Source organism: Mycobacterium sp. UM_CSW (assembly GCF_000455205.1).
GTDB lineage: Bacteria > Actinomycetota > Actinomycetes > Mycobacteriales > Mycobacteriaceae > Mycobacterium.
On the sequence record NZ_AUWQ01000086.1, the window covers coordinates 1 to 21,314 of the forward strand.

The 21,314-nt window shown below is 68.7% G+C and carries 18 protein-coding genes and 1 riboswitch; of the genes, 2 read left to right on the forward strand and 16 right to left on the reverse strand.

What is annotated here, in order from left to right; genetic code table 11:
* Positions 1-20: 20 nt before the first annotated feature.
* Together N415_RS24845 and N415_RS24850 are read right to left on the reverse strand one after the other, a co-directional pair.
* Positions 21-521 (reverse strand): VOC family protein, encoded by a 501-nt coding sequence (locus N415_RS24845; RefSeq protein ID WP_068187546.1) that lies wholly within the window; start codon positions 519-521, stop codon positions 21-23.
* 114 nt (positions 522-635) lie between these two features.
* Complete coding sequence (locus N415_RS24850; RefSeq protein WP_204366839.1) at positions 636-1,319, reverse strand: TetR/AcrR family transcriptional regulator; 684 nt, start codon at positions 1,317-1,319, stop codon at positions 636-638.
* A 111-nt stretch (positions 1,320-1,430) separates the two neighbouring features.
* Between N415_RS24850 and N415_RS24855 the strand changes: the two genes are divergently transcribed.
* Positions 1,431-1,877 (forward strand): nitroreductase family deazaflavin-dependent oxidoreductase, encoded by a 447-nt coding sequence (locus N415_RS24855; RefSeq protein ID WP_068187548.1) that lies wholly within the window; start codon positions 1,431-1,433, stop codon positions 1,875-1,877.
* Position 1,878: 1 nt separating this feature from the next.
* On the opposite strand, the gene N415_RS24860 is transcribed toward N415_RS24855, so the two are convergent.
* A complete protein-coding gene (locus N415_RS24860) occupies positions 1,879-2,556 on the reverse strand; it encodes a hypothetical protein (RefSeq protein ID WP_068187549.1) in 678 nt (225 codons plus the stop codon).
* A 98-nt stretch (positions 2,557-2,654) separates the two neighbouring features.
* Positions 2,655-3,587 carry a sterol desaturase family protein gene (locus tag N415_RS24865; protein ID WP_068187550.1) on the reverse strand — a complete coding sequence of 311 codons (933 nt, stop codon included), beginning with the start codon at positions 3,585-3,587 and terminating at the stop codon, positions 2,655-2,657.
* Positions 3,588-3,650: 63 nt separating this feature from the next.
* On the opposite strand from N415_RS24865, the gene N415_RS24870 reads away from it, so the two are divergent.
* Positions 3,651-4,850 carry an FAD-dependent oxidoreductase gene (locus tag N415_RS24870; RefSeq protein ID WP_068187551.1) on the forward strand — a complete coding sequence of 400 codons (1,200 nt, stop codon included), beginning with the start codon at positions 3,651-3,653 and terminating at the stop codon, positions 4,848-4,850.
* Between the two features lie 15 nt (positions 4,851-4,865).
* On the opposite strand, the gene N415_RS24875 is transcribed toward N415_RS24870, so the two are convergent.
* The 12 genes from N415_RS24875 to N415_RS24930 all read right to left on the reverse strand — a co-directional run.
* Complete coding sequence (locus tag N415_RS24875; RefSeq protein ID WP_068187552.1) at positions 4,866-5,573, reverse strand: MgtC/SapB family protein; 708 nt, start codon at positions 5,571-5,573, stop codon at positions 4,866-4,868.
* Between the two features lie 124 nt (positions 5,574-5,697).
* On the reverse strand, positions 5,698-6,024 hold the full coding sequence (locus N415_RS24880) for a DUF732 domain-containing protein (RefSeq protein ID WP_068136146.1): 327 nt from the start codon (positions 6,022-6,024) through the stop codon (positions 5,698-5,700).
* A 27-nt stretch (positions 6,025-6,051) separates the two neighbouring features.
* Positions 6,052-7,467: a PPE family protein gene (locus N415_RS24885; RefSeq protein ID WP_068187553.1), complete on the reverse strand. Its 1,416-nt coding sequence runs from the start codon at positions 7,465-7,467 to the stop codon at positions 6,052-6,054.
* 35 nt (positions 7,468-7,502) lie between these two features.
* Positions 7,503-8,816: a PPE family protein gene (locus tag N415_RS24890; protein ID WP_068187554.1), complete on the reverse strand. Its 1,314-nt coding sequence runs from the start codon at positions 8,814-8,816 to the stop codon at positions 7,503-7,505.
* Positions 8,817-9,774: 958 nt separating this feature from the next.
* A complete protein-coding gene (locus N415_RS24895) occupies positions 9,775-10,968 on the reverse strand; it encodes a PPE family protein (protein ID WP_068187555.1) in 1,194 nt (397 codons plus the stop codon).
* A gap of 402 nt (positions 10,969-11,370) precedes the next feature.
* Positions 11,371-11,542, reverse strand: a riboswitch (M-box (ykoK) riboswitch).
* A 71-nt stretch (positions 11,543-11,613) separates the two neighbouring features.
* The gene (locus N415_RS24900; protein ID WP_068187556.1) at positions 11,614-12,882 is read right to left on the reverse strand and encodes a PPE family protein; all 1,269 of its coding nucleotides are present in this window, start codon (positions 12,880-12,882) and stop codon (positions 11,614-11,616) included.
* Between the two features lie 617 nt (positions 12,883-13,499).
* Positions 13,500-15,329, reverse strand: a complete 1,830-nt coding sequence (gene eccA, locus N415_RS24905) for a type VII secretion AAA-ATPase EccA (RefSeq protein ID WP_068187557.1) — start codon at positions 15,327-15,329, stop codon at positions 13,500-13,502.
* Positions 15,326-16,531, reverse strand: a complete 1,206-nt coding sequence (eccE, locus tag N415_RS24910; protein WP_068187558.1) for a type VII secretion protein EccE — start codon at positions 16,529-16,531, stop codon at positions 15,326-15,328. Before eccE ends, eccA begins: the two co-directional genes overlap by 4 nt.
* Positions 16,532-16,550: 19 nt before the next feature.
* Positions 16,551-18,395, reverse strand: coding sequence for a S8 family serine peptidase (locus N415_RS24915; RefSeq protein ID WP_068187559.1), 1,845 nt, complete (start codon positions 18,393-18,395; stop codon positions 16,551-16,553).
* A complete protein-coding gene (eccD, locus tag N415_RS24920; protein ID WP_068187560.1) occupies positions 18,373-19,890 on the reverse strand; it encodes a type VII secretion integral membrane protein EccD in 1,518 nt (505 codons plus the stop codon). Before eccD ends, N415_RS24915 begins: the two co-directional genes overlap by 23 nt.
* Before the next feature lie 269 nt (positions 19,891-20,159).
* The gene (locus N415_RS24925; protein ID WP_067012971.1) at positions 20,160-21,062 is read right to left on the reverse strand and encodes an ESX secretion-associated protein EspG; all 903 of its coding nucleotides are present in this window, start codon (positions 21,060-21,062) and stop codon (positions 20,160-20,162) included.
* A gap of 90 nt (positions 21,063-21,152) precedes the next feature.
* Positions 21,153-21,314: WXG100 family type VII secretion target (locus N415_RS24930; protein ID WP_193376504.1), on the reverse strand; the 162-nt coding region annotated here is incomplete at its 5' end.

The following is a 21,314-nucleotide window of genomic DNA, read 5'->3' on the forward strand; positions in this document are numbered from 1 at the left end:
CGCATCGTCGTCGGCGCGAGTCACTGCTGCTCCCGTTTGATGTAGTCGTAGAACGCCCTCATCTCGGGTGGGACGTAGGCGATTTCCAGATACGGCACCCCCGCCTGCGGCGCCGACACGTAGGCGAACTTGATGCCGCCGGGCATCACGCCCTGCTGCACGACCGGCGCCCCCTTTGCCGCGGCCTCCGCCAGGAAGGCGTCGAATCCCTCGGGGCTCGGCGCTTCGGTGCAGATGTGGTGCAGGCCGGGCGGCGATTCGCGCAGAAAGTCACTATAGATGTTCTCCCCGCGGACCGGTGAGATCAGCTCCAGCTGCATGTCCCCGAGATAGCTCAGCGAGATGCTGGCGACAAAATCGGCGGGCCGGCCGAGGTAGCTGCAGCTATCCGGGGCAAAGTGCACCTCGGGTATCCGCACCCACTTCCGAACGCCTAATAGGCCGGTGAGGGCGGTTTCGGTGGCATCCAGGTCGGGGGTGACCCAGGCGATCTGCGTCGGCGATTGGGTGGGAAGGGTCATCGTCTCGCAGGATAGCCCAGCCGGTCGGCCGCCAGAAAGGGCGCGGGAGGACTTTGCCGTACGCGGCCCCGTCGGCCACCCGGCGACGCGATGAACACGTTCTAATTCGGCGGCTCAGTGCTGGGTCAGCACGTCCACCAGCAGCCGCATCTGTGTGTCGAACACCGCCGCCGGGTCGGTCAGGGTGTCGGTGCCGTATTGCCCGAACACCTCCAAACTGATGGCGCCCAGGACGCCCGCCCACAGCAGGAAGCACTTGGCGATCACCAGGTCGTCTCCCGGAAATCCGAACTCGTCGCGAATGCGTCCGAAATCCGACGACATCGGTTGCGGTGCAAGATCATTCGTCAAACGGATGTCTCCGGTCGCGATGCCCGCCGCCACCGCGTCAAAGAGGGCACCCACCACGCGGGTGCCGGCCGGGACGGTGCGCTCGGCGGGCGCGTGATACCCAGGCACTGGGCTGCCGTACAGCAGCGCCCAGCGGGCGGGATCGGCCACGGCCCACTCCCGCGCCGCCCGTGCGATGGCGATGACGTCGTCGCTCCACGCCTCGCCCGCTGTCTCCCGGGCCCGGTCCACGGTGTCGGCCAGGTCGGTATAGGCGTCCACCACCAGCAGGGTCAGCAGCTCGTCGCGGCTGGCCACGTATCGATACACCGCCGAGGACACCATGCCCAGGTCGCGGGCGATGGCGCGCACCGACAGCCCGGCGGCGCCCCCCTCCACCAGTTGGCGGCGGCCGAGTTCGATGATTCGCGCCTCGATCTGCTCCCGCGATTCCTGGCGTTTGCCCACGCGGCCAGTCTGACACAACCGAGAACACCGCTCTTGCTTTTTGGCGGCGCCTGTGGCAGCGTGTGCCGCATAGAGAGCACCGCTCTCGGATCCCGTGAGAGAGGACGCACCATGGCCACGCGCTACGAACAACCGAATCGGGTGGCCCGCGCCGCCAACGCGGTGATCCGCTCGCTCGCCGAGCTGGGCATCAGCATCGCCGGGACCCGTGCCCTGCACGTCCGGGGCCGCAAGAGCGGAAAACCGCGCGTGGTGGTGATCAACCTGCTGACGATCGACGGCGTCGACTACCTGGTCTCACCGCGCGGCAACACGCAGTGGGCCCGCAACGTGCGGGCGGCGGGCGTCGTCGAGGTGGGCCCCCGCTGGCGCCGGCGGCGCGCTCGAGTCAGCGAGGTGGCCGATGCGGCCAAGCCCGAAGTCCTGAGGCGCTACCTGGGCCGCTGGTATTGGCAGGTGAAGGACTATGTCGGCGGCTTGACGCCGGATTCCACCGACGAGCAGCTGCTCGCCGGGGCGCCCTCGATTCCGGTGTTCGTGCTCGATCCCGCCGGCTGACTTATCGGGGGTTGGGCGGCGACGCCCCGAGGTCCTGGCGGACCTGGTCCGAGGTGGCCCGCCACGACACCGCCGCGGGCAGATCGCCCCAGACGCTGTTGAAGATCCCGACGATCTCCCCCGGGCCGCCGGCGGGTGCCAGGTACACCGGTCCCCCGGAATCGCCCCGCTGGCTCTGGACACCGTGCGACATGGTGAACCATCCGTTGTTGACGCTCTCGACCGTCCCGCAGGTCTCACCCGTGACCACGCCGAAGTGGCACACGGCCTGGCCCGGCTGAAGCGCCAGGGAGGGGTTGGATTCCAGCGGCCGCCCGCCCGGCAGGACGTTGTTGGCCGTGACCCCGCTGTCCAGGACGATCGCCTCGTAGTCGTTGATCGTCTGATCGGTGGCCACGGTGGTGCCGCTGGGCGTGTTGTCGCGGAACGTGGCCTGACGCCCGATGACGTTGTGTTCGCGGTCGTAGACGACGCCGCTGCCGCGGCAATGCCCCGCGGTGAACGCGATCTTCAGGGCAGGGTCTACGTAGGCCAGGGTGCACAGGCGATTGTCCTGGTGGATTTCCATCCCCGGAAAGACGACTGGGGGGTCCGCCTTGGCGGGCAGGGGCGGCAGCCACGATGCGACTGCCACGACGGAAGCCGAGGCGGCGAAGGCGTGCAGTGCCAGGCGGCGCATGTTGAGCTCCGATCCCTCCGTGAAATGCCGGCCCGAAGGGTGACGTTACGGCTTGATCTCACCCCTCGCTCATCTTTTCGCACTTGAGAGCGCCGGCGTTACCCCGGCGTGACCAGCGGCACAGCGTCGGCGGCCAGACCCGCCGCGCGCGGCGCCCACCCCGGCGGGCCGAAGACGTAACCCAGCCGGTCACGCAGGCGCTTTGCCGATCGCCAGTCGCGGGCGATGGCGACGTATTCGCGGGTTTGCAGCTTCCAGATGTTGAAGGTGTCGACCTGCTTGGTGAGGCCGTAATGGGGGCGGAACAGCTCGGGCTGGAAGCTGCCGAAGATCCGGTCCCAGAGGATGAGGATGCCGCCGTAGTTCTTGTCCAGATAGAGCTGGTCCATCCCGTGGTGCACCCGGTGGTGCGACGGGGTGTTGAAGACGAATTCGAACGGGCGCGGCAGCTTGTCGATGCGCTCGGTGTGGATCCAGAACTGGTAGATCAGGTTCAGCGACCAGCTGAAGTACACCATCCAGGGGGGAAGTCCCAAGAGCGGCAACGGAACCCACATCAAGACCTCGCCGCTGTTGTTCCACTTCTGGCGCACCGCCGTGGCGAGGTTGTAGTACTGGCTGGAGTGGTGGGCCTGGTGCGTCGCCCAGACCAGCCGGACCCGGTGCGCCATCCGGTGGTAGCCGTAGTACAGCAGGTCGACGCCGACGAGCGCGACGACCCAGGTGTACCACTTGGCCGGCGACAGGTGCCACGGCGCCAGATACGCATAGATCGCGGTGTAACCCAAAAGCGCCAGCGCCTTCCAGCCGGCGCTGGTGGCGATCGAGACCAGGCCCATCGAGATGCTCGTCCAGGAATCGCGGGTCAGATACGCGCCGGATCCCGGCCGCGCTTCTGCCTCGGTGTGTTGCAGCTTGCGGGCCGCGGTCCATTCGATCGTCAACAGCAGCAGGAAGAACGGGATGGCGAACAGCACCGGATCCCGCAGCTGCGGGGGCAGCGCGAACCAGAACCCGGTGACAGCATGCACACGGATAGATTACGACCATCGGCCAACGCCGGTAACGGCCCGTACCAATGAGGTGTTGAGCACTTGACCGCTGTCGTGGTGATCGGGTCGGGGTTCGCCGGTCTGTGGGCGGCGCTCGGCGCCGCGCGGCGGCTGGACGAGCTGGCCGTGCCGGCCGGCACGGTCGACATCACCGTGGTGAGCGCCAAGCCGTTCCACGACATCCGGGTGCGCAACTACGAAGGCGACCTGACGCCCTGCCGGATTCCGCTCGCCGACCTGCTCGACCCGGTCGGCGTCGCCCACGTCGCCGCCGAGGTGACCGCCATCGACCCCGGCGCCCGCACGATCACCACGTCGACCGGCGCCGCGTACGGCTACGACCGACTGGTGCTGGCGTCGGGCAGTCGCGTGGTGAAGCCGGAGATCCCGGGGCTGCGGGAGTTCGGTTTCGACGTCGACACCTACGACGGCGCCCTTGCGCTGCAGCGGCACCTGCGCGAGCTTGCCGACGAGCCGCCGACGCCGGCGGCGGCCACCGTCGTCGTGGTCGGTGCCGGACTGACCGGCATCGAGGCGGCCAGCGAGATGCCAATGCGGCTGCGCGCCTTGCTCTCTCGGCGAGGCGTTGTCCCCCGGGTGGTTCTGGTCGATCGCAATCGGGCGGTGGGCTCCGACATGGGGGCGTCGGCGCGTCCGGTTATCGAACGGGCCCTGTCGGACAACGGCATCGAGATCAGAACGGGCGCAGGCGTCGTCGCGGTGACCGAGCGGGAGGTGACGCTGTCCTCGGGTGAGCGGCTGCCGGCTGCCACCGTGGTGTGGTGCGCTGGCATGCGGGCGAGTTCGCTGACCGAGCAGCTCGGGGTGCCCCTCGACCGGTTCGGCCGGGTACGGGTCGACGACTACCTCCGGGTGGTCGGGGTGCCCGGGGTTTTCGCCGCCGGCGACGTGGCCGCCGCCCGGATGGACGACGAGCACCTGTCGGTGATGTCCTGCCAACACGGGCGCCCGATGGGCCGCTACGCCGGCTACAACGTCATCAGCGACCTGTTCGATCAGCCGATGCTTGCCCTTCGAATCCCTTGGTATGTCACAGTTCTCGACCTCGGACCCGCCGGAGCGGTCTACACCGAGGGATGGGATCGGGCAGTGGCGTCGACCGGGCCCCAGGCCAAGGCGACCAAGCAGACCATCAACACCCGGCGCATCTATCCCCCGCTGACCCGCAGCCGCGCCGAACTGCTGGCCGCCGCTGCGCCGGAGCTGCAGGCCCGCCCCTGACCGCTCCCGGTCGGCTCAGTCCGCCTGCGCCTTCTCCCCGGCGTACCACTGCACCGCCCGGACCCCCGGCTGCAGCGAGAGCTCGGCGACCAGCCGCTCGAGCTTGGCCGGTGTGTGGCCGTCCATCAGCAGGTGCGCGGTCAGGGTGATCTCGTCGTCGGCGGCATGCCCGGTGTGGATGCCGCGCAGCGTGATGTCGTTGCCGCTGGCGTGCTGCACGATCTCGGTGCGGGCGTACTTCTCCGATTTCGGGCGGCAGACGACTTGGACGAGGTAGGGCTGCACGCCCTCGTCTTCTTCGACGACGTCGTCGCGGTCGATCAGCCGCCCGAGCGGGCGCCCGAACAGGTGGATGGCGACGACGGTCGCGGTGGCGATCGCGGCGAACACCAGGTGACCCGAAGCGGCCAGCACGCCCACCGCCGCCGAGCACCAGAGTGTCGCGGCGGTGTTGAGGCCGCGGACGTTGAACCCGTCGCGCAGGATCACGCCTCCGCCGAGGAACCCGATTCCCGACACCACGTAGGACGCGACGCGGGTGGGACTGGTGTCCTCGGTGACGACGGCATAGAGCACGAACAGGGTCGCTCCGCCGGCGACCAGCGCGTTGGTGCGCAACCCGGCCATGCGGGCCCGCCACTGGCGCTCCAGCCCGATCAAGGCACCACAGCCCACGCCGACGCCGAGTCGGAGGGCGAATTCGGCGACGCTCAATGTCTGCATGACACCCCACCTCCTTCCCCCAGCGGTCGGCGGCAGCTAAGCACGCTTAGGTGAACGGCAGGTGGATCGCACCCGATCGGGTCGCCTCGTGGTCACGCCGCGGACACCGACGGGCAACTTGGTGCTAGGCCTTGGAAAGCTGGTGCGGGCAATAGAATTTCGCGGCGATCATCGCGAAGTTGGATGCGTTCTCCATGTCCATGCCGGGGTTGTGGGTCTTCACGTCGTGGACCAGCTCGAGGCCCGATTCGCCGTTGTTCAGGCACGTGCACACCGCTTTGCCGGACGCGACGGCGGCATCCGGGCTGGAATAGCTGATGCCGACCTGGTGCAGCGCGGCGAGGAAGCCCGCGTCGTCGCCTTGGGGTGGCGGCGGCGGGTCGGCGTGCGCGGGCACGGCGAGGCCGATCATCATGGTCGCGGCGCCGGCGAGCGTTAGCAGTCTTTTCATTCGTCACTCTCCCAATTCGGTTGCGCCCTAACCCGATTGCGCATCGGACGGTACGACCTGGGGCCGGTCGCCCTTCCTGAGATGCACGGCGTGAATGCCGGGCTTCTTGGCCAGCTGTTCGAGCAGCGCGTCGAGGCCGTCTTGATCGACGTTGTGGTGCTGCACGCTTTCGGGTTTTTCGGATATCTGCGCGACCAGCCGCTTGAGGTTTTCCGGCGAGTGGGCGTCTTTGAGGTCCTTGAGCGGTTTGATGCGGCCGCGCACGCCGGCGCCGCTCAGCGCGCTGGGGGCCCCGGCGCCGAACGCGCTGCCCAGCATCCCGGCCACCGACATCGCACTGAGCAGTCCGCCCTCGCCGAGCGCGGCGGCCGGCACCGCGTCGGGTCCGGCGGCCGACAGCGCGGCGGCCACGGTCCTGATGGCCGGGGTGGACGTGGCCCAGCTCGGCGGGACCGACAAGTGACCGACCAGCGTGCCGGCGTTCCCCATGCCCGCCGAGACGGCGTTGTAGAGCGTGCCCCGGCCGAAGCCCAACGCTCCCAGCCCGGCACCCAGCGCGTCTTTCGGGAGCGCCGCATACGCGGCCGGGGGGGCGAACTTGAGCCACTGCGAGACCGGGAAGTTGATCAGCAGCCCGATGTCGTTGAACTGCGTGGTCAAGCCCACCGGGACTTTCACCGCGTTGTACAGCGCCATGATTGTCGTGGCCCCGGTCGGCCCGAACAGGCCGTTCAGCAGGCCATTGACGGTCGTGGTGTAGGACGTGCTCAGGTTGGCGCCGGTCTGTAGCAGCCACGAGAGTGGGCCACCCGCGGTCGTCAGCGACGACGACAGGGACGAGACGATCGACGACGCGTTGCCGGCCGAGGTGCCGGCGGCCTGGGTCAGCGCCGCCGCCTGGCCGGCCAGCCCGCCGGCGTTGGTGATCTGCGGCGCCTCGGTGAACGGCGTGACGTCGGAGGCGGCCGCCGAGGAGCTGGCGTAGGTGTCCATGGCCACGGCGTCTTGGACCCACATCTCGGCGTACTGGATCTCGGTCGCCGCGATCGCCGGGGTGTTCTGGCCGAAGACGTTGGTCGCCACCAGCTGGGCCAGTTGGGTGCGGTTGGCCGCGATCTCCGTCGGGGGCACGTGGGCGGCGAACGCCGTCTCGTAGGCGCTGGCCGCGGCGGTGGCCTGGGCGGCGGCTTCGGCGGCCTGCGCGGCGGTGCCCTGCATCCAGGCCAGATAGGGCGTGACCGCGGCGGCCATGCTGACCGATGACGGGCCCACCCAGGCGCCGCTGGTCAGGCCGTCGATCACCGACGTATAGGAGGACACGGTGGACTGCAGTTCGCTGGCCAGGCCGTCCCAGGCGGCGGCGGCCTCGCGCAGCGAGCCCGAACCGGGGCCGGCGTACATCCTTCCCGAGTTGAACTCGGGTGGAAATGCTGCGTAAAACATCGTCTATTCCCCTTGCCTGGTTTCGGTCATGGCCGTCAGTCCTCCAGCGCGGGGATGACGATGATGGTGGCCGCCGCCGGGTCGGCCGCGACGACACCGCCCAACGAGGCGGCGGCGGCACCGCCGCTGCCGGCGGATTGGAAGGCGGCGGCCCCGATTGCGCGTCCGGCCAGGCTGGACAGGGCCATCTGGCTGAAGACGCCCTCCTCGCCCGCGAGCGCGGCCGGCGCGGCCGCGGCATTGGCGGGTAGCACCTGGGCGAGCGTTTTGATGGCGGGCGCGGCCTCGGTCCAGCCCTGCGGCACCGACAAGCCGCTGACCAGGGCCGCCTTGCCCATGGCGCCCTGGGCGCCGACGGCGGAGCTGAGCATCGGCTTCACCGCGCTGGCACCTTGCGTGAGCGGCGCCAATGCCCCGCTGATGGCTTTCGGGCCGGCCAGGTAGGCGGCGGCCCCCTGCCCGTTCTGACCCCAGGCATAGGCCTGCCCGAACGACAGGAAGGGTCCGCCGGGTATGGCTGTCCATCCCTGCAGGGAGTAGGGCCCGGTGAGGGCCGACCAGATGGTGTTCCAGTTCGCCAGGTCGGTTCCCAGGCCGGCCGGCCACGACGACATCGGCGGCAGGTTGACCAACTGCGGCAGGGCGAGCCCCGACAGCAGGTTGGTCGATCCGGTCGTCGGCGAATTCAGAAGGCCGCTGCCGAGGCTTTGCAGCGCGGTCGGAAGGGAGTTGATCAGTTGGGACAGCTGCGTGCCGATGTTCAAGCCGCTCGCGCCGCCGGCCTGGGACACGGCCGCCGCCTGCGCGGGCGCGGCCGCGGCGTTGGTGGTCTGCGGCGGCTCGGTAAACGGGGTGAGCTGGGACGCGGTCGCCGACGAGGCGGCGTAGGCGTACATGGCGGCGGCGTCCTGGGCCCACATCTCGGCATATTGGGCTTCGGTGGCCGCAATTGCCGGGGTGTTCTGGCCCAGGAAGTTGGTGGAGATCAGCGCCATCAGCAGGGCACGATTGGCGGCGATCACCGGCGGCGGCACCGTGGCCGCGAAGGCGGTTTCGTACGCGCCGGCGGCGATCTTGGCCTGGCTGGCGGCCTCCTCTGCCTGCGCGCCGGTCGCGCTCATCCAGGCCACGTAGGGAGCCGCCGCGGCCGCCATGGCGATCGAGGAAGGCCCCGTCCACGGCCCGGTGGCGAGGCTCTCGATCGTCGCGCCGTACGAGGCGGCCGTCGACTGCAGTTCCGTCGCCAACTCGTCCCAGGCCGCCGAGGCCGCCAGCATGGGCCCCGACCCCGCGCCGACATACATCCGCCCCGAGTTGATCTCCGGTGGTAGCGCCCCGAAATCCAACATCTATTTACTCCGCTCCCCTTGAGTGGCCGCCATGGTAGGCGCGGCTTTCCGGCCCGTCCGCAACCGCGCGGCAGCTCTAATGGAATCCATGGAATCCGCTGCTGAATTCACGCATTGATTGGACGTGTATGAGGACGACAGGGTTCCACACTCCTAATCGAAATGGTTCAGCGGCGGCGATCCGCCCGGCGTTCAGGCGGCGCTGCCTAATGTAGCGATCATCGTGATCGGAACGTATTCGTGGTGCGTTCCAGGGATGTAATAGTAAAGTAAACGACAAGTGTCACTACTCGAATATGCCTGTGAGAATGCTGCTGGTCAGCTAACACATGTCGCCGCAAAAGGCGTTGTCCAGGTTATCAGTAGCCGATTCCCAGCAACCAGCCAGAAATGGGACTGAAGTTTGCCGTGTTGTTGGCAGAATAGACTAGCCGACCGTCGAGTGCCGGCCGTTAATCGTTGCTAACGAGGCCCAAATAATTAGGCGCCCGCATCCGCCGCTATTCCACACGGTTAAGCAATTAACATATTCGACAAGTATGAATTGTCTTAATGCCATTAGTTCTCGAGTTCGCCAGCGCTCGTCGCGGGGGTTGGCTCGAGCGCCCACCGTGATTCTTGTGAAATTCAATTAATCCCAGGTCGGGCCGACAGCGCCGTCGGCGTTCGCCAGGTTGCTCTGAGCCGTCCGCATCCTTTGCTCACGCGCGCTCGCCTGGGCCCTGCCATCCTCAGCGGCTCCTTCGCCGAGTGGATAGTTTTTCGTCATCTGGTGCTCCCCTGAATTTCACCTAGCGTACGCATTTGCCGCTGGCGGAACGCTGATTTGCTGCTGGAAGTTTGCTGTGAGCCGGATGCGGCCGTTTGCGGTGCTCATCGCCCCGGACAAGGCCCACGAGCCATGATCGCGAGGTTGCGGAAAGCTCAATCCGCGCGAGTAACCCGTGTGAGGTGAGCTCTAGCCGGCCGCCGGGGGTCGCGCGACGAAGGTAGGACGGAAGCCGTATTGCGGCACGGCGCGCCCGTAGGGTTGCGCACCCGTGGCCCCGATCGGCAATCCGGGCATGCCGGCCGCCATGGCCGGGGGCGCCACCATGGGCGTTCCGCCGAGCGACGAGGCCAGGGGGCCGGCCAGCGGCGCGGGCGCGGTCCAGCTCGGCGGCACCGACAGCGCACCGATCATCGGCGCGTGGCCGATTCCGGCCGCGACGGCATTGCCGACGCCCTCGACGGCAGGACCCGCCGCCGCCTCGCCGATCGCTTGCCCCGCCGCGTCGGCCGCGTCGCTTGCGGCGGCCCCCTGGCCCAGCAGGCCCAGGAATGGGGCCAGCGTGTTGCTGGGCATGTAGAACCCGGACGAGAAGGCGGTGTTCCAGATGTTGGCGTTGGGTCCCCACTGTGCCCAAAGGCCGTCCAGCGTGGCGGATCCCGACCCGGATCCCGTCAACAGCCCCACGATCTCCGACGCCGGCGTCTGCGCCGATGCCGGCGACGCCAGCCCCTGCAGCGCGGAGGGCAGCGCGGACATCAGCTGTGCCAGCGTGCCCTGTTGCGCCCCGGCCGGAGTGGCGATGGCCTGGGCCACCGCGGCCGCCTGCGCGTCAGGCCCACCGGGGCTGGTCGTCTGCTGCGGCTCGCTGAACTGGCTCAGCTGGGCGGCGACCGCCGACGAGGCGGCGTAGCCGTACATCGTGGCCGCGTCTTGGGCCCACATTTCGGCGTACTGGGCCTCCGTCGCCGCGATCGCCGGGGTGTTCTGACCGAGGATGTTGGTGGCGATCAGCGCCATCAGCTGGGCGCGGTTGGCCGCGATGACGGGCGGCGGCACCGTCTCGGCGAAGGCGGCCTCGTAGGCCGCCGCGGCGCCCTCGGCCTGTGCAGCGGTCTGCTCGGCCTGCTCGGCCGTCGTGCCCAGCCAGGCCGCGTATGGAGCGGCGGCGGCGGCCATCGCCACCGACGCCGGGCCGTGCCATTCTTCACCGGTCAGCGCGGTCAGCACCGCGCCGTAAGACATTGCGGTGGAGCGCAATTCGGCGGCGAGCCCATGCCAGGCCGACGCGGCAGCCAGCATCGGGCCCGAGCCCGCGCCGGAGTACATCCGGCCGGAGTTCACTTCCGGTGGGAGCAGTGCGAAATCGAGTGCAGCGGTCATCGTTGGCCCCTTCCCCTAATGGGCCGCGCGGGTGGCGTGGGTGCTGAATTGTGTTGTGGCTACGGCGAAGTCCGCCGGACGTGCGAAGACAAGCGACATCGGACTACTCCTCGCGGAATGAGGGTGACCCGTGCCGGCCGGCAATTGTGGCTGGTTTCAGCGCAATTCGACAGACGCGGTCCGCTAGGCGGACGCGCCTGTACGAGGTCTGTCGGGGTTAGCCGTTCAGACGGTCAGAAAGGGGCCGGGGCCGGATCGAACCGAAATGGTCGATTTGGAATACGGACTATCGTCGAGACTCATTTCGCTCTCACCTCCTCACAGCCTGGGCACACGGGGATGCCTTGAACTTGCCTGCGTCACACACAGCGGGGAGAAGGGCCCGGGCTGAAACTCCCGGAGACCGCACCCCTCTCGACAGAGCTTTGGCACCACACGGCGTATCCGATCTGAGCCGGAAGCCACTTGGGCTCAACCCTTAAGCCGGGAAGAGCTGTCCTGACCCTGGGCGTCTTTCGACGTTCGAGGTCAGTGGCCTGTATCCGTGCAGACGCCTCACCTAGCGAGGTGCTTGCACAGGCCATCGTGGCACCCGGACGGTAGATCAGTCAAACCAACTGCCACACGCTCGCAACAAGCCCGTTGTCACCCGGCGGCCGGGGGACGCGGCATCACGGTCACGCGGAAGCCGTATCGCGGGCCGTGGCCGTAGCCACCCCCGGCCGTGGCGGCGGGCATGCCCGGCATACCGGGAATCGGCCCCGGGCCGGCCTGCACCGCGCCGGCGCCCGGGCCGACGGCGTTGGTCCAGCCACCCCCGGCGAACGTCGCCCCCGCGTGGTTCTCCACCTGGGCGGCCGCCGTCCAGGCCTGCGGCACCGACAGACGCCCGACCAGATTCGCCTGGTTGGTGCCGGCCGAAACCGCTCCGCTCAAGTCGCCCGCTACACCTGCCGGGGCGGCCCCGGGCGTCAGCAGGGGCAGCCAGCCCGGGTTCCCGGCGCCGGCGCCCATCGGTGGCAGCGCGGTGGCCCCGGGCGTCGCGGAGACCGCCACCGCGTTGATGTCCGACATCCCGGCCGTAACTGCCGGTTCGATGATGGCGGGGCTCACGTACCCGGCCGAGACGAACCCGTTGACGAACGAGGAGTTCAAGAAGGTGCCGATCGCGTTGCCGTCCGCCCCGTCCAGGAAATTCAGGATGGCGTCGAGGAATCCCGCCCCGGGGATGCTGGCCGCGGGGTTCGCTGCTGCCGAGACCGGTGACGAGAGTCCTTGCAGCGCAGTCGGTATCGCGGACAACAGCTGGTCCATCGTCTGAGAGCCGGTGCCCGCCGCGGTGCCGGTGGCTTGGGTGACCGCCGAGGCCTGGGCGGCCTGCCCTGCCGGATTGGTGGTCTGGACCGGTGGGTCGAACGGCGTCAGCGTGGAGGCCGCCGCCGAGCTCCCCGCATAGCCGTACATCGCCGCCGCGTCCTGGGCCCACATCTCGCCGTACTGGGCCTCGGTTGCCGCGATCGCCGGGGTGTTCTGCCCGAGGAAGTTGGTCGCAACCAGCGCCGCGAGCAGGGCCCGGTTGGCCGCCACCTCCGCCGGCGGCACCGTCATGGCGAACGCCGCCTCGTAGGCGGCCGCCGCGGCCGCCGCCTGGGCGGACGCCTGCTGGGCGAGGGCCCCGGTGCTGGTCATCCACTGGACATACGGCTCCGCGGCGGCGCCCATCGACGCGGAGGCCGGCCCCATCCACGCCTCGCTCGTCAGCCCGGTGATGACCGAGTCGTACGAGGCCGCCGTCGAACCGAGCTCCGCACCGAGCGCGGCCCAGGCCGTCGCGGCGGCCATCATCGGCGCCGAACCCGGCCCGGCATACATCCGGGCCGAGTTGACTTCTGGTGGCAGTGCTCCGAAATCCATTGCCGCCACCCCCTTAACCGGCCGTCACGGTTTCGGCGGCCAGCATGGTCGCGTTGCGCAGTGATTTCCGTTGTGTTACAAAGAAATACATCGGACTTCTCCTTTGAAAGCGGATAGTCCGACCCGGCTACAGGCAGGCGGCCGCCGAGCGATGTCGGGTGTTGCCGATTCAAACGGCGGCCAGCGCGCCACGACCGGATCGGAAAGAAACGGTCGTTGTTCTCATGCGTTAACAGTCAATTCGGCCAGTACGCCCACCTCCCGTCGTGGCCAGGGCGCTCACGGAAGTGCGCCATGGTTGCCCGAATCGGGACGAGACCCCCGGCGAGACCATGCGTGGGGCAAAAGCCGCCTGATTTCTAGGCGTCTTGCGACGATAGACCTAAATCCCCTTCTTAAGACCCATTTCCGCGGGGAAACTGTGCTCGGCGATGAGCATTGAGGATCATGGTGGCACCGGTGCCGACGCCCGGCAATGCGAACCGCTCATCCACCGAAAATTAATAGAAAGCTCATAGAACCCGACGGCGGTCCCGGACCGCGGCGGGCATCAAGATCCGCGCGGGGGCCGCCGAAAGCAATTGCGGCCGTTTGCCAGTCGGAACCGCCCGAGCGGTTTAGGACGACGGCTTCTTCTCGGCCACGGCCGTGCGAATGCCCTCGAGGAGGTCCTCGGCGGTCAACTCCTTGAACCGGAGCAGCTGCGCCTCGCTGAACTCGCCGCTCGTGAGCACCGCGTCGAGGTCTTCGTCATCGAGCCGGAAACTCCGGTGGTCGCGCGCCTTTTCCACCACGTTGCGCACGAAGCCGGCGTTGCCGAGCGTATCGATGCCCCGAATCAGATCGCCGTCTTCGGAGTAGCTCTCGTCGAGGTAGAACTTGGTGTACGACGGCAACAGCGCGTCGGCGGCCTCGTCGGTGATGACGTCCTCGTTCTCCCGGCCCATCAGCTTGGTCAGCGCGACGAGCTCGTCCGGGGTGTAGCTGAAGAACTCGATGACGGTCGAAAAGCGCCGCCGCAGACCCTGATTCACCTCGAGCATCTTGTCCATCGCCTTGGCGTAACCCGCGCCGAACACCACCAGCTCGTCGCGATGGTTCTCCATGTACAGCAGCAGCGTGTTGATGATCGCGTTGCCGTAGGGGTCGCCCTGGTGGTACCCGCTCTCGTGCAGCGTGTGCATCTCGTCGAAGAAGACGGCTCCGCCCAACGCCCCCTCGAGCATCTCCTCGGTGTTCTTCTCGGCGTCGGCCATGTACCGCCCCAGCAACTTGGTGCGGCTCGTCTCCACCACCAGCGGCTTGCGCAACACGGTGAGCCCGCAGAGCTGCTTGGTGAAGGCCCGCGCGACCGACGTCTTGCCGGTTCCGGGGGGCCCCAGGAGCAGGGTGTGGCGCGAGGTCACCGGAACCGGGAGACCCATCTTCTCCCGGGCCAAGTTGACCTTCGTGGTCGACTTGATGAGCTTGATTTCCCGCTTCGCGCGTTCCATGCCCAGCATCGCGTTGAGCTCGGCGTCCCCCTCCGCCAGATACTTGGCGGCCTCCTGGGCGTGGCGCAGGGCCTCCGTCTGTGCCCGCGTCGGCGCGCTGTCCGGATCCCATGGGTCGGTGCGGGCCTCGATCGTCTCCGGATCGGTCAGCACCAGCCGATAGTTGGGGTTGTCCAACGCTTCTCGGGCCGGGGCGAACTTCGGATCGCGGGAGTACACCCGGCGCAACAGCTCGACGGCCTCCTCCTCGCGGCCGACGTGCCGCAGGCACATGCCCTGGGTGTACAGCGCGATGTTGGCCGCCCCCGGCACCCGGTCGCCCTCGACGGCGTCCTGGCCGCGCCGGAACGCCTCCTCGAACACGCCCAGCGAGGCCAGCGCGGTGGTCGCCATCGCGGCACCCGCGGCCTTCAGCTCGGGGTGCCGCCAGGTCTTGCCCTCGGGAAATTGGACGAGCACGTCGGGCCAGCGCCCGGTGCGGAAGTACAGCACACCCCGCACGTAGTTGACGACTTCCTCGTCGAACGGATGCCGGGGCTCGACGCCGTCGAGCAGCTTCGCGGCTTCCTCGTAGCGTTTCGCCTCGGCGAGCACGGCCGCGTATGCGCACGCCAGCGACTCGACGCTGGTGACGGCCAGTCGCAGAAACAGCCCGTCGGAGACCTCAGGCCGGAACTGTAGGTCGGTCACGCCGAGGCGGCGCGTCTCCCAACCGAACGTCCGGACCGCCGCCCACGCGCCGGCGAGCACCTCGAGGCTCTGCTCGCCGGCCAGCATCCGCGCCAGCCAGGCGTCGCACATGCCCGGGTCGAGTGTGGTGGCGGTGTTGAACATCTGCGCAGCCACCTGCGGGTTGTGGCTGGGCTGTAGCCCGTTGACCGAAATACCGGACGCCAAAAGCCCGGCGACCATTGCATTGCGGGCGTCTTCTGCGGTGGATTGCGAGCGCGTCATTGCGCCGCAGACACGCTCGCTGCGCTCTCCCGCTCCTGACCGACCGACAGCACCAGATCGTCGTCGTCGAGCAACGGACGGCTGGGGACGATTAAGAGTGGGCGGGCCGCCGGGGCGGGCAGGCTGGCGCGTACCGCCGCCAATTGGCGGCCGGTGAGCCGGTTGAGTCCCGACCACACGCTCCTGGGCAGGCGGCGCTCGCTGTGGTAGCGCACCCAGGCCGACAGCTGCGGGCGGCCGGCGCTGGTGTTCAGACGGATCGTGACGACGGCGGCGCCGACGTCGGGCAGCAGCAGGTCTTCCAGCGTCTCGGTGGTGATGTCCGACGGCGTCAACCAGAAGCTCGCGGCGAACCCGTTGAAGTGCTTGAGGTGCCGCCAGCCGGGGCGACTCCACGTCGGTTCGAGGTCGGCCAGCACTGCGCTGTCGACCTCGGCGAGCTCATCGGCGGTCAACGGCCGGGCCACGCAGTTTTGCCCGTCGAGGTCTTGGGCAAGCCGCTCGGTGGCCGCCACCAGGGTCGACGCGAGCGAGTCGCGGGCGGCCACGGCGGCGACGTTGCGCTGCGGGTTCATCCGCAGCACCAGCCAGGTGCGGCGCACGTAGGAGGTGGGCTGGTCGCTCACCACGCCCCACTCCTCGGGTCCCCAGTCGTCCAGCTTGGACTTCTCGGCCGCCCGGGATTCGGGGCCGCCGCGGCGCACCTTCATCGTGACGATGTCGATGCCGTCGAGGTGGATGTCGAACTGGCGCAGGCCCTCGGCGACCGCGTGCACCGGCAGGATGGCCGCCGTGTTCCGGTGCCGATGACGGCCGGACGCGTCGTCCTCCCCGCCGTCCACCGAAATCACGCTCACCAGATGGCCGTCGTACTGGCGTACGCCGACCTTGTCGCGGCCGAACCGGCGCTGGTGGTCGATCGCCGGCGTGCAGCCCGCCGTGAGCGCGGTGCCCGGGTCGGCGGACCAGTCCCACAGCCAGGTGGCCAGGCCCGAGGTCACCGTGAGGCCGTGGTGGGTGACCAGGGACAGCAGCGTGACCACCGCCGCCAGGCCGACTCCGACCCAGAACGCGATGTGGTGCTCGCCCTGCCAGGAGGCCGGGCAGTGGCTGGCCACCAACAGGATCAGGATGTCGACGACAAACACCGCGGTGACCCGCGGCCACGACAAAGACAATCCGAAACTTCGCTGCGCCTTCATACCTATTGCTGCTCCGACCTCATTGCTGCTTCCGTGTTCGCTTCATGAACACTGCTATACCGAACACGGCGCCGCCGATCAGTAATGCGGCGGTCAACCCTCCGGCTGCCACCCATACTGGCACCATATCCCGGTGCGGGGCCGCCTTAGGAATGTTCAACGGTGCCGACAGTTGCTGTGGCGGCTTTGCTGGACCTTCCGGTACATCCCACGTCAACGCCGCCACCGGATCGATGACACCGTAGCCGACCTGGTTGTCCACCCCGCGCGCCGGCGCCCGGGCGGTGCGCTCCAACCGGTTGATGACCTGATACGCCGATAGCTGCGGATATTTGGCGCGGACCAGGGCGGCCACCCCGGAAACGATCGCGGTCGAGAAGCTGGTGCCGGCCGGAACCAGCAGCGAGTTGTCCGGGCCGTCGATCGCGTTGATCAAGCCGTCGTCGCGCGGTGAAAGGCCGATGACGTCGGTCCCCGCTGCCGCGATTCCCACCCACGGTCCCGCGACGCTCGTCGTACCCTGGCCCTGACCGCCCTGGGTGAGCGGTCGGCCGTCGTTGTCGACCGCGCCCACCGTCAGGACGTAGTCGCTGAACCAGGACGGCGTCACCACGGTGCCCACCCCGGCCCAATCGCGGGGATCCTTGGGCTGCATGGGGTCGAAGGCCGGGTTCTGCTTGCAGTCCTTCTTGCTGGTGTCGCCCGCCGCCGCCACGATGACGACGTTCTTGTCGACCGCCGCGTAGCGCACGGCGGCGCCCAACGAGCGCTGATCGATGATGTTGCGCGAGCTCATGCAGGTCACGTCGGAGATGTTGATGACCGTGGCGCCCAGGTTGGCGGCGTGCACGATCGCCCGCGCCATGGTCTCGACGTCGTCGATCTTTGCCCGCGTCTGCGGGTCTTCGTCGCCGGTGTATGCGTCCTTGAGGCCGAAGGCCTGGCTGGACTGGCGGATCGCGATGATGTCGACGTCCGGGGCGATCCCGCTGTACGCGTCAGGCGCCGACGCCGGTGCCGGGGGCGCCGGCGGTGGGGGCGGCGGCTTGGGCGGGTCGAGTGGGAGCGGGTTGACCGGGTTGTCGACACCGATCACATGCCGGCCTCCGGAATAGCTGGGTATCGTGACCGTCCCGCCGCCGTGGTTCGCCGACGGCGCCTGCCCGGGCGCGGCCGGTCCCGCCGCCGGGGGCCCGGCCGGACCCGCGGGCGCGGGCGCCGCCGGCGGTGCCCCGAACGGCCCCGGCGGAGGTGATTCCGAAGGGGGCGGCGCGGGGACCATCGTCACGGTCTGAGGCAACGGCGACAAGGTCACCGTCTGTGGCGGTGGCGCTTTCGGGGGCGGCTCCGTGGTGGGAATCGTGACCGGCTTGCGCGGTGCCGCCGGCGGCGTCGCCGCACCGCTGGCCGGGGCCGCACCGATCATCGACGCCACGATGGTGCCGTGCGCGTCGCAGTCCGACAGCCCGTCGCCCGACATGATGTAGTCGCCGCCCGGGATCAGGTGCGGAAACCGCGGGTGCGGGGTGACGCCGGTGTCGATCACGGCGACCTTCTGACCTGCGCCGCGGCCGAACTGCCAGGCCTCCTGCAGGTTCAGCATGTCCATGTACTTGGGCTGCAGCCGGAAGTCGGTTCCGGGCAGCACGCCGACCTCGGTGCAGTAGGAGTTCTGCTTCATCGGCGCCGGCGGCCCGGGCGGACCGTCGGGCGGCACCGCCCCTGGATCGACCGTCGGCGGTGAGATCGCGTAGGCGGGTGGCAGACCGGCTAGTGCACCTGAAGTCAGCAGGAGTGCGGCGACGGTCGCGCGGGATGCGCGACCGCGCCACACCTTGCTGCTAGCGATAACGGATCGCGGCATAGACATTCATCAGCCACAATGCCAACGGGAAGATCGGCATCAGGCACAGGTACTCGATGTATTCCACGAACTTGCGGAACAGCGGGCTGTAGATGGTGTTGGGCACCACCGCCGCGGCCGTCATGCCCGCGGCCGGCAGCAGGACCAGGATCGCCACGCTGATCGACACCGCCAGCGGAGACTGCAACCCCAGCGCGTAGCGCACCACGATCGCGGTGACGATGAGCACCGACGTCGCGGCGAGGGTAATCGCCTGCCACCGGTCCACGTACGAGCGGCCGCGGAGCATCAGGAAGCCGGCGGTGAAGCCCGCCAGGATCAGCGGCAGCCAGCGCTGGAACGTGTGCGGGTCCGACAGCGCGGTCAGCGACACGATCATCAGCACGCCGAGCCCCAACAGCAGGCCCGAGAGGAACGAGCGGGCGCGCTCGGCCTGCAGCACGACGTCCCGAACGGACGCAGGCCCCTCCAGGACCGGGGCGCCACCGTCGGCACGCGTCACGGTGGTGGGCAGGTCCGGTCGCGCCTCGAACACCCACCGGCTGGTGGCCGACGGGAAGACGGGCAGCCGGATGCCGGCCAACCGCCGGGACAGCGCGGGCGCGGACTGGTAGCCCAGCACGCAGACCAGCACCACACAGCTGAAGTTGGCCACCGCGCTGGTGTTCGCGACCATGCGCGCCAGGCTGGCGATCGCCGCCACGGCGCTGATGGTCACGATCGCGGTGTAGATGGCCAGCCGCCGACCGGTGAAGCGCAGGTTGAGCGACGCGCCAACCGCCAGCACGCCGAAGCCCAACACCGCTTGCGGCGAGCCGACGCCGCCCGGCGGGGCCGAGGCCGCGGCCACCGTGAGCGGCGCGAGGCCGCTCAGCAGCATGATGTCGGCGACCAGGCGATCCGAGTCGGTCTTCGCCCGCATCGCGAGCATGATGGCCACCGTCAACGCGATCGCGGCGATGATGGACGAGTACACCGTGGGCAGCCACGAGTTGTGGTGCCAACGCCACCAGCCGAGCAGACCCGACGCCACGGTCACGCCGATCGCGACCATCGAGGCGCCCACCTGGACCGCGACGACCGGGTCGATCGCGGCGAACCGCTTGCTCAGGTTTGCCGAGACCGCGGTGGAGATGTGCTCGATGACTTGCGACCGGTGCTCGGTGTCCGGCAGGAACCGGATCCACAGCCGGTCACCGTCGTAGATGTCTTGCTCGGTCAGCGACTGGGTGGCCCGCAGCGGAGTGCCGTCGACGAGGCACAGCGACCACCTGCCGCGGCCGGTGGCCTCCAGCGGGGTCTCGCCGAGTTCCCGCAGCCGGCTGTTGACAACCTTCAACAGCGGGTCGGTCATCACCGAGACCGGGGCGTTGGCGTCCAGCAGGACGCCGATCTGGACACCCTCGCCGGCCATGACGCCGACGACTACCGCCCGAGGCTGTGCAATTCCCTCGATGTCTGCCTGTAGGGCATCAGCTACGCCGACTGCGGTCATCGCCCTGCACCCCCTGCCATGTTGAATGTGTAACCCCGTGTCGCCAGGCGCTCGAACGCCCCGGACGCCTCACTCGCCGAGGCGCTAAGGCCCCCTGAGAGGTACAGCCTGACCATTTCGGATTTCATCTGCCTCGCCTTGCGCTAAGGAGTTGTGGTGACACTGCGTTGAAGATTTGCTGTGATGATTCTAGAGAAGTATGCCGTCTTCGCATCCCGACCGCATGTTGTCGGCAAAAGCGTTGGTAAAGTTTATGTTTCGCGGCCACGTCACACCCTGCTGTGGGTTTTCCACTCGCCGTAGGGCAGCGTGTCCAGCACGGTCTTGATGCCCACCTGCACCAGTTGCGGGGTCGCCGGGCAGATCGCCAGCCACGCCTCCCCCGAACCCGCCGTACGCGCTTGCTGGTACAGCGCGATGCGGCCGCCCGAACCGTCCTTCAGCGACAGGACCGAGGCGCTGGGGCCCTTGGCGTCGTCCCGGTATTGGCGCGCGTAGACGGCGACCTCGGCCGCGGGGTCCGACAGCGCCTGGCCCAGGGCGGCCACCGTCGCGGCGCTGATGCCCATGCGCCGCAGGTCTCCCCCGGAAAAGACGTTGAAGCCGGATTCCTGCCAGGACTTGGTCGCCTCCAGCATCTCCTCCAGCGGCACGTTGACCGCGTTGATCGCCGCGGGCTCCGCGTGGTGGATCGACTCCAGACCGTCGATCACCAAGGACGCGATCGAGGCGCTGTCGGCGACGGCGACGTCGTCGACGGTGATGTCACTGCCCACCCGAACGGCCGACACCCAGTGCTGGCCGCGGCGGGCCAGCACCACGCGGAACTCGTTGTCGGGGATGTCGCGCGAGCCGGGGGGCTGGTTCTCGTCGTCGACGACTCCGTAGAGCAGCTTCCCCCGCGACAGCAGGGCCACGACCTCGAGGTCGGGCGCGGCGAGGACCCGCATTCGAGCCGCGACTTGTTCGTGCACCTCATCGCCGACCACGATGCCCTGCTCACGCATCACCGCCATTCCGGGGTGTTCGTTGAGCCAGTCGCTCGAGTCGGTGGACACGAACGGGCGGCAGCGCAATTCCGGCGCGACGTGGCGAATGTCGAGCAGCGCCTGAAGCATCCAGAAGCCGTCGACGTTGACGGTGATGTCGGTGCGGGTGCTCTGTTGGTCCATCAATAGCCTCAGAAGTGGTCGAAGTTACGGAAACCGCAGGACGCGGCAGCACACCGAAACCTGGTGTGCTGCCGCGCCTGAAGTTGCGAGCTAGGCCCAGCTGGAGCCGACGGCGCTGTCCGTGCTGGACATGTTGCTGCCCGCCGTCTGCACCTTCTGGCCGTGAGCGTTGGCCTGCTCGTAAATCACCTGGAAGTTACGACCCAACTGGGTGATGAACTCCTGGCAGGCCACCGAACCGGCGCCACCCCA